The organism is Caldithrix sp. (genome assembly GCF_056497305.1).
Window position 1 is genome coordinate 1 of record NZ_JBSMDE010000192.1, and the last position, 14,613, is coordinate 14,613.

Sequence of the window (14,613 nt, forward strand, 5' to 3'; positions counted from 1 at the left end):
AGACCGAGATAGCGGATTGGGATTTTGACCGGGTACGTAAACAGGCAGAAAACCAGTGGCGCCAGGCCTTAAGCCGGATTGAAGTGAGCGGCGGTACAGAAGAAACAAAAACCATTTTTTACACTGCTCTTTACCACACCATGATTGCCCCCAATCTGTTTATTGATGTGGATGGTCGGTACCGGGGTATGGATCGTAAGGTCCATCAAAGAAAAGACACCGATATTTACACTGTTTTTTCCCTCTGGGACACATTTCGGGCGGAGCATCCATTAATGAATATTTTGCAGCCCACGCGTACTCTGCACTGGATTAAGACCATGCTGGATCATTATGGAAAAAGCGGTCTATTGCCGGTTTGGGAATTGGCGGCCAGCGAAACAAACGTGATGATCGGCTATCATGCAGTGCCCGTGATCGTTGACGCCTATCTGAAAGGCATTGACGATTTTGATGTGCAAAAGGCTTTTGAAGCCATGAAGGCCAGCGCCATGCAGGATAAAAGCGATTTGAACTGGTATCGCAAGATAGGCTACATTCCTTATGACAAAGAGAAGGAGAGTGTTTCAAAAACCCTGGAATACGCTTATGATGACTGGTGTATTGCGCAAATGGCCAGGATGCTGGGGAAAAAGGAAGATTACCAATATTTTTCCAAACGGGCGATGAACTACAAAAATCTTTTCGATGCCCGGACGGGTTTCATGCGTCCAAAAGACAGTAAAGGAAACTGGCTTGAGCCCTTTGATCCTTACGCGGTGACAGACCATTACACCGAAGCCAACGCCTGGCAATACACCGTTTTTGTTCCGCACCGGGTGGAGGGATTGATCCAATTTATGGGAGGCAAGGCCTCTTTTATGGCCAAACTGGATTCATTGTTTGAGACCCGGAGCGAATTACGCGGCCGATTTCAGGCGGACATTTCCGGATTAATTGGCCAGTACGCTCAAGGAAATGAACCGAGTCATAATTTTGCCTATCTGTACAATTTTGCCGATGCCTGGCCGCGCACCCAACAACGTTTACGGCAGATTTACGACACCATGTACAAAGCCGCACCCGACGGTCTATCTGGTAATGAAGACTGCGGACAGATGTCGGCCTGGTATGTGTTCAGCGCCATGGGGTTTTATCCGGTTTGTCCGGGAAGTACTGAGTACGCCATAGGATTACCGCTTTTTGAAACGGTTAGGCTGCAATTGCCCAATGGTAAACAATTTACCATTAAAGCAAAACACAATGAGGTCGGGACTATTCCGTTTCGTAAAGCGATTTTAAACGGTAAACCATTACAAAAACCGTTTTTGAAACATAAGCAGTTAATACATGGAGGGGAATTGGTGTTCGAATAGGCAAAAATAATTTGCCAAATTGCACTCTGCAAAGTATTTTTGATTAGTGAAATTCACTAAAGGGCGATTCTACAATGGATAAAATTCAGGAAACCATCGAAACATGGTTTAAATTACATTCCGATAAACAGATCGAACAAGCCGATGCATTTTACTGGGAAAATATCTGGCCATTTGTGAAAGAAAAATTTCTAAAAGATTGTACGCAATACAGGCATAAATACGATATTTTAATCAGCCTGGTGGGTATGAGCCCCGAACCTATTATTTTAACCATTCTTGCCCTGAAACCGGCTGAAGTTAAATTCATCATTTCCCGGGAAACAAAAAAAATGCTGGACATTATTGTAGAAAAAGCCAATTTAAAACCGAGCCAGATTGAAACGGAAAAAGTAGATAGCTCTAACATAGAGGAAGTTTATTCCAGCATTCGTAAGTTTATTGGCCATTCGGACACAAGTCGGATTGCCATTGATATCTCAGGGGGTAAAAAGTCCATGGTAGGCGGAGCGGCTCAGGCGGCGGGCTATTTAGGGTGTGCCGTGTTTTACGTAGATTATCTCGATTACAAAAAAGACCTGAGAAAACCCGTTCCAGGAACCGAATATTTGAATTTGTTACGAAATCCCTATGAAATTTTTGGCGAATTGGAAATGGATCGCGCACTGGAACTGTACCGGGCTGGCGATTTTAGCGCCGCCGTGGAAGTTGTTTCCCGTTTGTTGACAAAGGCTCCGGAAATAAAAGAGGCCCGCATAAAAAAGGAGATCTTTGCCATGTACAAAGCCTGGGACACCTATCTGTTCGAGAAAGCATGGAAGCATGCCCACGAAGCCATTAATTGGATTGAAAAATACAAACTGTACGTGTGGTTGAAAGACAGTTTGGCAGAACAAAAGAAAATTCTACAAAAAATTTTAAATGAAGAAAGTCCATGGATTGTCCTCAACCATTATGCCATTGCAACGCAGTACGCTTCCAGACAAAAATACGATTTTGCGGTTCTATTGTTGTACCGGACGTTAGAACTGTTGACCACTTTACGCCTGAAAGAAAAGTATGGAATTGATGCCTCTGCTCCGGATTTTAGTCCATTTCCGGATTTGCTTGAAAAATACAATAAAAAAATAGGAGAAATTTACGGCAAAGGGGCTAAAAAACAGAATAGTTTACCGTTTAAAATTGGCTTAATGGCCGGCCTGACTTTGCTGAGCATTTTTGGGGATGCGATTGTAAAAAATGTTAATTTAAAACATTTAAGAGAACAGGCCGATAATCGAAATCAAGGGATTCTGGCGCATGGCTTGAAGCCCAATACGCCAAAGCAGTTCTATGCAATGGACAGCGCGTTTAAGCCCGTTATCAAACGTTTTTTGAAATCCTATTTTCCGCAGGATTCCTTTGATTCGCTTTTAGAGAAATTTCAACCGGTTGAATTAAATTAAAGCGAAATGGTTTTAATCAATGACCAGAAATATTGTAGTTACCGTTGCAGGTACCACACCCCAGATTATCACAGAGACCCTATATTACCTGCTCATAAAAGAAAAAATTAAAATTGATGAAATTTATGCGATTACAACGGAACCCGGAGAAAAATGCATCACGGATCAGATTATTGCTACTAATATGATTTTTAAGCTATATCGGGATTATGGATTATCGGTAACCAATTTGCCTACTTTAAAGATTGTCTGTTTGCTAAATGAAGATGGACAAAAATTAACGGATGTGCGTACTCTGGAAGACAATCGTCAGGCCGCTTCGCAAATTATAGATTTCATCCGTCATTTGAGCGCGCTGAAATCCACACGACTGCATTGCAGTATTGCCGGCGGGCGTAAAACCATGAGTAGTTACATGGCTCTGGCGCTCAATCTTTTTGGGCGTCCACAGGACAAATTATCACACGTCCTGGTTTATCCTGAAGAAGTAGAAAGCAATGCTTCGTTTTTTTATCCCGCTCCGGGCGATGAAATGATTCGCATCGACCTGGCCTACATCCCGTTTATTCGCCTGCGGGAAAAATTAGAAAAGTTGTTCGGTAATATGAACCATCTCACTTTTGAAGATTTAATGCGCATCTCGAATTCTGATTTACAGGAGCTGGAACGTTTAACCACCGCTACGCTCAAAAAAGAGGAGCAACTTTTGATCGTTCAATGGGGAGAAAAAACTTACAAAGTGAAATTTCAGCCGAAGTTATTTAGTATTTACCGCTTCCTTTTTGAAAAAGCTGAGTCTCAAATTATCGCAGATAATTCGGACTTGAAACAATTGTATGTTTCACAATATGGGCATGGAAAAGAGAATATTAAATTTGATAGTGAGACCATGAAAAAAGACATTTCCGATATTAACCGCCGGCTGCTTGTAAAACACCTACCTGAATTTTTGTACCTGTTACTGCAAATCAAAAATGACATCCAGTCTCAAATGGAAAAATATTTTATCCCTCTTTCTTTTAAAAATCGGCGCGTAGAGTAACTTTTTTCCCGAATTCGGGAGAAAAACCAAAGATTTCCCCTTTCTTGGAATCGGGCCAGAGCTTTTTTAATCTTGGCCAAAAATTGAAAGAGAGGAGGAACTATGGACATCACCTTGAGTAATCACGCCATAAAACAGATGCGTAAAAGGGGGATAACAGACACGATGATATTAGCCGCCTGGTATTTTGGCGAAAAATTTTACGGCAAAAAATCACTGTATTTGTTTTTAGGTAAACGTGCCCTGAAACGCGTATTCACAGACATTAAACCGGCAAATCCGGAAAAATGGGAAGGATTAACCCTGGTCTGTGATCCGCGTTCCAGGAAAATTATTACTGTTTTCAAAAATCGTAAATGGCCTAAAAAGATACGCTATGAATAAGTACGTCGAGTTCCTGGCCCTTTCCCCTCCCTGATTGAGATCATGATCAGGTTTCCGCTCGTCTGGTCATGATCTTTTACCCAATAGGAGAATGCAAATCAGATAGTGTTGCATTTAAAATTAAATATTTTGTAATTTGCTTTTGAATTTTAATCTTCTTCTGCGTTTGAAGACGATTTCTTTTCAGGAATTGATCGGTACTATTATTTTATTGTTTAATCAAGTATTAATAAAAATGGAGTATTTGTATGAGCTGGGCTTTGCGTTACCAGGAAATCGAGTTATTTTTACAATTCGAAAAGGCAATCATGTTTCAAACTCATCCTTTATTTTATTTTCGTTCCATGCTGGGACGGGAGTTGTTCCATTTAATTTGTCCTTTTAAAAAGAAAAATTGTGAAAGTTGTTCTCTGCGTTTTAAATGCGCCTATTCCTATATTTTTGAATCTCCTGTGACCCGTGACAATCCAGTTCTGTTTGGGCGTAATTTTGCCTCGCATCCGTTTGTAATGGACTGTGATGTCAAAGATGGTCAAAGCATCAAGCATTTGCGGCTAAAGATCAAACTTATTGAAAAAGCCATAGAATATATTCCGATCATTTTCTGGAGCTTTATTCAGGCTGGTAAAGAGGGCATCTTCAAAGCAAAGGTGCCCTTTGCGGTTGAGTCGGCTTTAATCAAGGAGCAGCAGGCCATTGATGGCAATCGATTGCGTTTACCGGAAGATCATCGGCGTTGGGTGCTGGATTCTGGTGATGGGAAAAGGTATGGCAAATTATTTATTGAGTTGCTTACGCCTCTGCGTTTTAAAAAAGGAGGCCGATATGCCGTTGAAATTCATTTTGACGAACTTGTGCAGGCTGCTCTGCGGCGCCTGGAGATATTAGTGGCCACCTATTCAGAAACTCCGTTTTCCAAATTAAGTTTTCCGGAGTTTGACATAACCTACGAAAACAGTCAGTTACAATGGAAAGAGTATCGAAGATGGTCGGCGCGGCAGCGAACTTTACTGAATTTAGGCGGATTGGTCGGAATGATGAAAGTGGAAGGTTGGTTTTCGGACACAGTCCTTTCCCTGTTACAGGGAGGCGAGTTGTTCCATGTGGGTAAAAACACCAGCTTTGGGCTGGGTAAAATAAATGTGACCTTTGTGGAAGGAGAAGGGAATGATTAAAGACATTGTTTTGGCCGGGTTGCTACACGATGTGGGTAAGTTAGCCGAGCGCGCTAAGCCTGAAGCATTTTCCAGCTGGAATCAGGCTGACCTGGCTCGCTTTCAATACCCGCACGCAGCAGCCACCGATCGTTTTTTAACTCAGTTTGTGCATTTTGAAGGGCGGCAGCCTCCGTGGTTTAACTATGCGGCCCTGCACCATAAACCATCGGATAGTGAACCCTATCAGTGGATGATTGCCGAGGCGGATCATTTGTCATCAGGTATGGAAAGAGCAACCTACGCAGCCGAAGATCGGGAGAGCGGCAAACAGGCTTACAAAACGGCTTTAAAACCGGTTACAGAATTCATTGCTCTGGAGCATGGTGAACCAATCGATGGGCAATTTTACCTGCCACTAAAAACTTTGCAGGTGGATGAAGCGGTTGTCTTTCCCCGAAAGCTGGAAGGAGAACTGGATTTACGACGGGACTATCGAGCACTGTTTGATTCATTTGGCGATGAATTTAGTCGGCTGCTGAAGTTTAACATCGAACATAAGATTGACACGCTTTACTTTTTGTTGCAAAAATATTTGTGGGCCGTACCTTCCACCTTGCGTAAGCAGGACTTTCCGGACGTCAGTCTGTTTGAACATCTAAAAACGACGGCTGCTCTGGCCAGTTGTCTGTTTCTGTATCACCGAGAAAATAACACAGAGTCCAATATTTCCGCAATCCGCAATCGTAGCCAGCAGAAATTTTTACTTTTTGCCGGGGATATTGGCGGCATCCAGAATTTCATCTACCAGATTTCTTCCAAAGGGGCTTATTCTTTACTGAAAGGCCGATCTTTTTACATCCAGATACTCAGCGACCTTGCCGCTTTGAGCATCATTCAAAAGATTGGTTTGACGCGCGTGAATATCATTTATTCCAGTGGAGGAAAATTTTATTTGCTGCTGCCCAATACCCCATCGGTTAAAGAGGCGCTTAAGCAGGTGACCGAGCAGATTAACGGCGATCTGTTTGACAAATTTGATGGCGAGCTCTTTTTACGCACGGGATGGGCCCCTGTGAGCGGAGAAGACCTGATGCTGGAAAACGACCGTTTAAGCGCCCGTTGGGGCACCGTGAATGCACAGCTAAATCGCCAGGCTCAGCAGCCTTTCATCTCCTTACTCCGCGAAACGGGACGGTTTAAGCGCATTTTTGGTCCTGCTGAATGGCAAATGGAAACCTGCGATGCCTGCCATGCAGAGACCAGAGAAGACGAATTGGTGAGAAGTAAAAACGATCTGCAACTTTGTCCGGTGTGTTACTATCTGGAAAATTTGGGTCAGCGGTTGAAGAGCGCCAGATATCTGGTGCTGGCCCGGAGCCTCAAGGCTCCGGAGAAACGCGACATCTTTTTGGGCACCAGCATCTTTTTACAGGACACGCTTGAAGAGGAGTGGTTAAGTAAACTCCAACAAGAGGACCTATTACTGCATTTGAATGAGACCGCTTACGAGGCGTTGTACAGCAGCGAACGATTCAAAAGCTTACTTGCCAGAGAGATGCAGGGCGCCGGAAGCGCAAGCGCCTTTCAGGTAGGCTTTCAATACTACGGCGGGACGCGGCGTCTGGATGCTACCTTTGATCAAATTGCGGAACGTGCAACCGGAAGTTTTAAGCGGCTGGCTATTTTACGCATGGATGTGGATAATCTGGGCAAGATTTTTAGCCAGGGATTGCGCCATTATCGTGTGAAACCCCGTTCAGCGAAAGCGGCGCAGCAGAATTTTTATTCGCTGGCCAGATTAACCACGCTGAGCGCCCAGTTAAATCTTTTCTTCAGCGGGTACCTGAATCGCCTGATGGATGACAATGAACAGAGCAAAGCGGCTATTGTGTACGCCGGCGGGGACGATTTGTTCATCGTAGGCGCCTGGGACGAAGTGATGGACAAAGCGCTGAAAATTCGTCAGAAATTTTCTGAGTTCACCTGCTTTAATCCCTGCTTCTCCATGTCGGGCGGCCTGGCGCTTAGCGGTGGAAAATTTCCCATCTACAAATCGGCTGAGTACGCCGGACAGGCAGAGGAGCAGGCAAAGGCCTTTGCTAATGGCCAGGGTAGCAAAAATGCCTTCAGCGCCCTGGGTAGCTGCTTAAGCTGGACCGAATGGCAAACCATAAACGAGTGGAAAGGGCAAATTCTACGGATGCTGTGGAATTCAGATAGGTCAACCTGGGATCGCGCCCTGATAAACCACTTGTGGCGCATTGTGGGTGAATACCAGGAGCGCTTTTTGATTTACCAGCAAAGGTCCCTGTCCGAAGCGCACATTCGTAAACTGGTGCGCCACGAGCGCTGGCTATGGCGTATGGTTTATGATTTAACACGCTTTAAAAAACGCAACGCAAACCTCAGCGGCCTGGTGGATGATTTGATCAATGAATTAGCCGGTGGAGAGCGTGAACAAGCCGGGCATAGGGCTTTTATCGAATTGTTACCCGCTTTAACCCAATGGGTCGATTATTTAACCAGATAAAATAAATAGGAGGCATGAACATCATGAATCAAATGAACTTCAATACCGAGTGGATTAAAATCGGTGGCGCCAGCAAAGATTTTGTTGAATTTGCCAACCGGTTTGGAAAAGAGTTGAAAGAGGGGAAGCTGACCAGCTCTCAGTTCAGAAATTTTTACAGCACACTGAAGACCATTGAAATGAAGGGCTTTAACGAGACAAAGACTAAATTTTATATGCTGAAACCGTTGCTGGCCTACGGACAGGCAAGGCAGGGCTCCAGGGGTTACCGGGCCTTTAAAGAGGTAATGGATCAATGCCTGGATTTTATTATGGATAGCGACAAGAGCGTGCAAGAAACCTATTTTAAGAATTTTTGCCGTATTGTTGAGGCTATTTTAGCCTATCACAAAGCGCATGGTGGTAATTAATTTAAAACTATGAAACAGGAGAGGAGATAAATCATGAATGAAACAAAAGCCACTTTAGTTAAAAAGATTTTTTTAAAGGGTAAAATTGAGGCGCTGAGCGGTTTGCACATTGGCGGTTCATCCCTGGGCATGTCCATTGGCGGGGCCGATTCGGTAGTCATTCGCAATCCGATGAATAATGAGCCTTTTATTCCCGGGTCTTCCTTGAAAGGCAAGATGCGTTCGCTGCTGGAAAAACTGGAAGGTAAAATGGAAATTAAAAATGGCGAGTACCTGCCTACCCGAGATATTAATCACCGAATTGGAAAAGTATTTGGCGTTTCGGCTGATAAGGAAAATCAATCGGCGCCCACGCGTTTGATCGTGCGCGACTGCCCGCTACGCAATGCCGAAGCCCTGGCCGCGGCTGAAAACACCGATATGCTATTTACGGAAATTAAGACAGAGGTGGTGATTGACCGCCTTTCTTCCAAAGCCAATCCCAGACAAATTGAACGCGTGCCGGCCGGCGCTGAATTTGAGCTGGAGATGGTGTTGAATGTGTACCATGATGACGATGAACGCGAACTGTTAGACACGGTGTTTGAGTCCTTAAAACTGGTACAGGACGACTATCTTGGGGGCAATGGGACGCGAGGTTATGGCAAGGTTAGCATTACCATTACTGAGTTGACCTTTAAAGACAGGGCCGCCTATCTGGAGCAGGGTTCGGCGCAGCCCTACACGACCATTGAAATCCCGGCTGAACTGAAAGGAGCCTGATCATGAAGTGGCCTGTTTATCGCCTGCGCTTCAAATCGCCTTTACACATTGGACAGGAAGGGATTGGCGCGGAGAAGATTGTGCCTTACATCCCTTCCGATACGTTGATGGGCGCCCTAACTTCGGCCCATGTTACCCTGGGCTTGCCTTTTGATTTTAAACAGCCGCCCTTTTTGATCAGTTCGGCTTTTCCCTTTGTGGCAGAGCACTACTTTTTTCCTGTGCCTATGGGCGGCCTGGATGGCCTGCTGAAACAAGCTGCAGAGCAGGATGAGTCTTTGATTAAAAAAATCAAAAAAGTCAGTTATCTGGAAATGAGTGTATTTGAACAGATTATTCTGGGGCAGACTCTGTCATTAAACATGCTGTCTGTTGCGGAAGGGCAAAGCGGATTTTTACTGAATCAAACCGCTCTGCAGGATCTGTTCCCGCTTTTTCGCATTTACGAAGTGCCGCGCATTACGATCAACCGCCTGCAAGACAGCGCAGCCGAGGGCCAGATCTTTTATTTTTCACAAATGGTTTTCCGCGAAGAAGCCGGGCTCTTTTTTATGGCGCGCTTTGCCAGTGAACAGGCGCAGGAGCGTATGGAGGCTGCATTGCGTTTGCTGGGCGATGAAGGACTGGGGGCGGATCGCACTGTGGGACGGGGGTTTTTTACCTTCGAAAAGGACGAAATTGAGTTGAATGTTCCTCAAAATTCCAACGCCTTTACTACGTTGTCGCTCTATTTTCCCAGAGCTGAGGAATTACCATTATTGCTGAATGATCAGTCCCGTTACCGTCTGGTTAAGCGCAAGGGCTATGCAGCGCATGTTCAGGTGCGCGGTAAACGTCGGGGAATGGTGCGCATGTTTGCCGAAGGTTCCCTGTTTGTGCAGCCTGTGCCGGAATCCACGCCGGGCGCCAATCCACGGGTCATTGAAAAAAATGCGGAAAAAGGGATTCCCTTCCATGTCTATCGATATGGGCAAGCCTTTACCATTCCGGTTCGATTTGTTGAGGAGGCAAGATGAAAATCCGTTTTAAATGTAGGATTAAGACCCTGACCCCATTGCATGTGGGTAGCGGGAAAAATTACATACGCGGGGCTGATTTTGATCTGAAAAACAATCTGCTCACAGTTATTGACAGCTATCGCCTGCAACAGGCTATTGAGAAGGCTGGGGAGAAAGTGCAAAAACGGTACATGGAAGAGCTGCAAAAAGAGAAGAGCAATCTACATGATTTTTTCAAAGATGTAGGCTGGAAGATCAGTGAATTTAGACGCTACGCTTTACCGCTGGACACCCCTTTTTTGTGGGAGATTAAAGGCCATATTAAAGATGGTTTTGGCCGGCCGCTTATTCCTGGCAGTTCCTTAAAAGGCGGTTTACGCACGGCTCTGTTGGCCTATCTGATCAAAAATGAGGCCGACCCACAGCGTTTACAACAGTTGCTCAATGCGGCGGCGGCCGACCGCAAAGCGCGCCATCCAGCTAAGGACATTGAGCGCTATGTGTTTGGCCCTGATGCCCAGAAAAACTGGATGCGCATTCTGCATGTGCCGGATGTAACCTTTGAGACCCGCGATTTGCAATTGTTTCAGGTAAAAATACTTTCTAAAACCAGCGGCGGTTACGGTTTTAAGCAATTAGGCAAAATGCGCAGAACACTCCCTGCAAATCAGGCCAGGCAAGCTACGAGCATTGTGCTGGAGGCGCTGGCAGGCGGGGTGGAATCGTCTGAGCTGAACCTTACTTTAGACGGCTTTTTGCTGCAACAGCCCCGTTTCCGGCCAACGGCGCTGGAATGGCCAGACGCCAAACAATTCTGGCCCATTGTCAACAACCACTTTGTTGAGCTGGCCAGAAAGGAGGCACGTTTCTTTGAAGAAGTGGGTTTTAGCGAAGTGGCCCATTTTTACAATCGCGTGATATTAAAAGAAAAGCGGGCTGCCAATGAGGTGTTGATGCGCATCAGCTGGGGCGGCGGCTGGCATTTTATGACCGGCGATTGGCTGAGTGAAGCGCAAAAGGAGCGCTTGCGTCCGATTATAGGCATTCGGCGTTACGTTGCGGTAGAAGATTTTCCTAAAACACGGCGCCTGGCGGTAGAAGGTGGACGTCCCTTGCTGCCCCTGGGCTGGATTGTATTAAGGGTGCAGGATGGTTAAGATCCCCCCTATTTCCCCCCTTTCAAAAAGGGGGGATTTAAGGGGGTATCCTAAAACAATTGATTTTTAATGAATGTGTTGTGAGTGGAGTTGTTGGTAGAAAGATCCCCCTTATTTCCCCCCTTTTAAAAAAGGGGGGATTAAAGGGGGGATCCTAAAACAAAGATTAAGCTTGATTATAGTGTTTTAAGTCGTTTATTTTAGTAGGATTACGATCCCCTTTCTTTTTACCATTGAGAAAAAATGGGGATTGAAGGGGAAAAATCTTGAAACAATTGATTTTGAATGAATGTGTTGTGAGTGGAGTTGTTGGTAGAAAGATCCCCCCTATTTCCCCCCTTTTAAAAAAGGGGGGATTAAAGGGGGATCCTAAAACAAAGATTAAGCTTGATTATAGTGTTTTAAGTCGTTTATTTTAGTAGGATTACGATCCCCTTTCTTTTTACCATTGAGAAAAAATGGGGATTGAAGGAGAAAAATCTTGAAACAATTGATTTTGAATGAATGTGTTGTGAGTGGAGTTGTTGGTAGAAAGATACCCCCTATTTCCCCCCTTTTAAAAAAGGGGGGATTCAAGGGGGGATCTTAAAACAAAGATTAAGCTTGATTATAGTGTTTTAAGTCGTTTATTTTAGTAGGATTACGATCCCCTTTCTTTTTACCATTGAGAAAAAATGGGGATTGAAGGGGAGGAATTAGTGGACTCCAACAAAGGGAAGAAGCTGTGTCCATTTATTTTGATCCAGCGTTTTTAAAGAGTCGTGGATTAATAACAACAGGTTACCATTTCCCTTACAATCCGAGACTCATTCCCCGAGCAAAAGAGATGCGCAAGAATCCAACAAAAGCAGAGAAGTTAATCTGGCAGAAGTGCTTCAGAAAATTTCCATTACGTATTTTGCGACAGCGAGTGATAGATAATTTCATTGTTGATTTTTATTGTCCGAAATTAAAGTTGGTGATCGAAATCGACGGTTCAATTCATGAAAAAGAAGAAAAAAAGATTCGAGATGAGGAGCGGAGCATCTTTTTACAATATTATGGCTTACGTGTAATACGATTTAAAAATGAAGAGGTACTAACCAACTGGCCTGCGGTGTGCAAGAAAGTTAAAAGTTTGATTCCGCCTGAATTGACAAATGGGGATGTTTCCGGATCCTGAAGGTACAGGAAGTTTGATTTTGGAAGATCCCCCCTGTTTCACCCTTTTCAAAAAAGGGGGGATTGAAGGGGGATCACGAAATTTTAGATGTTTTGTGATCAATTAAAAACATTAAAGGAGAACTACCAGATGCCCAGCGTGTATTTAGTGGCTGATCGGGCGCGCCTGTCGCGCCGAGGCCAGACGCTGGTGTTGCAATACGATGACAACACCAGTAAAACCATTTTCCCCTTTCGTACCGAGCAGATCGTTTTAATTGGCAATATCGATATTACCACTCCGGCCCTGAAATTGTTAATGCACCATCAAATCGACACGGTATTTTTAAATAAGAACGGTAAATTTAACGGCAAACTGACCTTCAATCGGGGCAAGAATGTACTGTTGCGTCTCCGGCAATTTCGTTTATTGGATGATGCGGCCTTTACTATAAAGATGGCCCGTTCCATAGCGCGCGGAAAAATTCGCAACCAGATTATGTACGCCCAGCGCATTAAGCGCCAGCGAAAGGTTCCGGAGGTGCGACAATCGATCGATCAGATGATCGTCCTTTATCAGAAAGCCCAGGAGGCCAGTTCGCTGGACAGTTTGCGAGGTCTGGAAGGGAGTGCAGCGCGACTGTATTTTTCCATTTACAAATATGCCTTTCTGGTTGATTGGGCGGACTTTCCCGGGCGCTCCATGCATCCCCCCAAAAGCAATGTAAATGCGGTGCTCAGTTTTTTGTACACTCTGATCATGAATCGTGTAGAAGCAGCGCTTGAGACGGAAGGGCTGGATCCTTATGTGAGTTTTTTCCATGCCATCAATTATGGTAAAGTGGGCCTGGCCTTTGACATGATGGAGGAATTTCGCGTTCCGCTTTCGGATATGTTGTGCGCGTCTTTGTTTAATCTTGGGGTACTGTCGAGCGAAGATTTCAGACAGGTTCATTTTAGCAGTGAAGATGATGAATTTCCACTGGAGATGACCATAGGCGAATCGGACGAGCCGGGGGAAGAAATCCCGCAGACCAGTGTCGGCGTTTTACTGAGCAAAGAGGGCTTGCGCAAGGTCATCGCACAGTTTGAGAAGCGATTGGAGTCGCAGATATTACATCCTTATGCGGAGCGTCGGATGAATTACAAACAAATCATCCGTTATCAGGCGCAGCATCTCAAACGTGTGATTAATGGAGAAGAGCAGTATTATCAACCATTTGAGATAAGATGATTTACTTAATATGCTACGACATAGCCAATGATAAGCGTTTAAGACGAGTAGCCCGATTTTTGGAACAACAGGGTTTACGTGTTCAGAAATCGTTTTTTCAGTGTGATATTGATGAAAAGCGGCTGGGGCACATACGGCGCGAAGTGCGTAAAATAATCGATGAAAAAGAGGATGGTTTTTTTATTTATCCTTTGTGCGATAAGTGTGCGCAGCATCCGTTAAGCGATGGAACAGGGGAATTATTAAAGCTGGAGCCTTACGAGATATTATGAGCCATTGGTTGGTAATTTATGACATACGCGATGTTAAGCGTTTGCGCCGTGTAGCGAAAGTAACGGAAAATTATGGCCTACGTGTACAGAAATCGGTATTTGAGTTAGAATGCAGTCGTAAAGAGATTGATCGTTTGCGGGCGGAACTACAAAAAATAATTGAAGAAGAGGATTACATTGTTTATTTTAACCTGTGCGAAGCGGATTGGCAGAAGCGGGAGAAATATGGTAAAGGCCGCTATGATGAAGAAGCCAACGACACGTACTACATTTACTGAACACGCTGTAAGAGAGTAAAATACAACAGGTTAAAGGCGATTTCGCCAAGCGATTGGAAAGCGTACAGGGCTTGTTTTACCGTTGCGGTTTGCGCTGAATGTGGAAGTTCTTTGAAAACAAGGGATTAGCTTTGAAGAAAAGCGAGGGCAGGGAGGGTAAGATAAGACATAAGGCATTAGAGGGCGATCGGTTTGCGCAAAAGGGAGGTATAGGCCTTGCTGGACGGGCGTTCCAGCGGCCGGCAGTCAGAAAGAAGAGACCTGCTCGAAGGGATTAAGACGGAACCTAACAAGCGCAGTTTAGAATAAAGCGCGGGGCAGTCAGAAAGAAGAGACCTGCTCGAAGGGATTAAGACCTACAAAATCTGGCGACCTAATTTTTAAATCTTTAAAATTGTCAGAAAGAACAGCCCTGCTCGAAGGGATTAAGACAAATCCTTAAAGAAAGG

The 14,613-nt window shown here is 44.8% G+C and carries 15 protein-coding genes; all 15 read left to right on the forward strand.

Features of this window, described 5'->3' with window-relative positions; translation table 11 throughout:
- Nucleotides 1-1,355 (forward strand): GH92 family glycosyl hydrolase (locus ACWB0I_RS15515; RefSeq protein ID WP_479388987.1); only part of this gene is annotated, 1,355 nt, incomplete at its 5' end.
- 74 nt (nt 1,356-1,429) lie between these two features.
- Nucleotides 1,430-2,800: a TIGR02710 family CRISPR-associated CARF protein gene (locus ACWB0I_RS15520; protein ID WP_479388988.1), complete on the forward strand. Its 1,371-nt coding sequence runs from the start codon at nt 1,430-1,432 to the stop codon at nt 2,798-2,800.
- 19 nt (nt 2,801-2,819) lie between these two features.
- Entirely contained in the window at nt 2,820-3,842 is a 1,023-nt protein-coding gene (gene csm6 / locus ACWB0I_RS15525; RefSeq protein WP_479388989.1) for a CRISPR-associated ring nuclease Csm6, read from the forward strand.
- A 102-nt stretch (nt 3,843-3,944) separates the two neighbouring features.
- On the forward strand, nt 3,945-4,226 hold the full coding sequence (locus tag ACWB0I_RS15530; protein ID WP_479388990.1) for a DUF4258 domain-containing protein: 282 nt from the start codon (nt 3,945-3,947) through the stop codon (nt 4,224-4,226).
- Between the two features lie 248 nt (nt 4,227-4,474).
- Entirely contained in the window at nt 4,475-5,401 is a 927-nt protein-coding gene (cas6, locus tag ACWB0I_RS15535) for a CRISPR system precrRNA processing endoribonuclease RAMP protein Cas6 (protein ID WP_479388991.1), read from the forward strand.
- On the forward strand, nt 5,394-7,913 hold the full coding sequence (gene cas10 / locus ACWB0I_RS15540; protein ID WP_479388992.1) for a type III-A CRISPR-associated protein Cas10/Csm1: 2,520 nt from the start codon (nt 5,394-5,396) through the stop codon (nt 7,911-7,913). The genes cas6 and cas10 overlap by 8 nt, the downstream gene beginning before the upstream one ends.
- Nucleotides 7,914-7,936: 23 nt before the next feature.
- Nucleotides 7,937-8,323 (forward strand): type III-A CRISPR-associated protein Csm2, encoded by a 387-nt coding sequence (csm2, locus tag ACWB0I_RS15545; protein WP_479388993.1) that lies wholly within the window; start codon nt 7,937-7,939, stop codon nt 8,321-8,323.
- A 33-nt stretch (nt 8,324-8,356) separates the two neighbouring features.
- Complete coding sequence (gene csm3, locus ACWB0I_RS15550) at nt 8,357-9,085, forward strand: type III-A CRISPR-associated RAMP protein Csm3 (RefSeq protein ID WP_479388994.1); 729 nt, start codon at nt 8,357-8,359, stop codon at nt 9,083-9,085.
- Nucleotides 9,086-9,087: 2 nt separating this feature from the next.
- Nucleotides 9,088-10,101, forward strand: coding sequence for a type III-A CRISPR-associated RAMP protein Csm4 (gene csm4 / locus ACWB0I_RS15555; protein ID WP_479388995.1), 1,014 nt, complete (start codon nt 9,088-9,090; stop codon nt 10,099-10,101).
- Nucleotides 10,098-11,240: a type III-A CRISPR-associated RAMP protein Csm5 gene (gene csm5 / locus ACWB0I_RS15560; RefSeq protein ID WP_479388996.1), complete on the forward strand. Its 1,143-nt coding sequence runs from the start codon at nt 10,098-10,100 to the stop codon at nt 11,238-11,240. The genes csm4 and csm5 overlap by 4 nt, the downstream gene beginning before the upstream one ends.
- Before the next feature lie 266 nt (nt 11,241-11,506).
- A complete protein-coding gene (locus ACWB0I_RS15565; RefSeq protein WP_479388997.1) occupies nt 11,507-11,659 on the forward strand; it encodes a hypothetical protein in 153 nt (50 codons plus the stop codon).
- Nucleotides 11,660-11,964: 305 nt separating this feature from the next.
- Nucleotides 11,965-12,402 carry an endonuclease domain-containing protein gene (locus ACWB0I_RS15570; protein WP_479388998.1) on the forward strand — a complete coding sequence of 146 codons (438 nt, stop codon included), beginning with the start codon at nt 11,965-11,967 and terminating at the stop codon, nt 12,400-12,402.
- Nucleotides 12,403-12,531: 129 nt separating this feature from the next.
- Entirely contained in the window at nt 12,532-13,614 is a 1,083-nt protein-coding gene (cas1, locus tag ACWB0I_RS15575; protein WP_479388999.1) for a CRISPR-associated endonuclease Cas1, read from the forward strand.
- Nucleotides 13,611-13,886 carry a CRISPR-associated endonuclease Cas2 gene (cas2, locus tag ACWB0I_RS15580; RefSeq protein WP_479389000.1) on the forward strand — a complete coding sequence of 92 codons (276 nt, stop codon included), beginning with the start codon at nt 13,611-13,613 and terminating at the stop codon, nt 13,884-13,886. The genes cas1 and cas2 (ACWB0I_RS15580) overlap by 4 nt, the downstream gene beginning before the upstream one ends.
- Nucleotides 13,883-14,164 carry a CRISPR-associated endonuclease Cas2 gene (gene cas2 / locus ACWB0I_RS15585; protein WP_479389001.1) on the forward strand — a complete coding sequence of 94 codons (282 nt, stop codon included), beginning with the start codon at nt 13,883-13,885 and terminating at the stop codon, nt 14,162-14,164. Before cas2 (ACWB0I_RS15580) ends, cas2 (ACWB0I_RS15585) begins: the two co-directional genes overlap by 4 nt.
- Nucleotides 14,165-14,613: the final 449 nt, after the last annotated feature.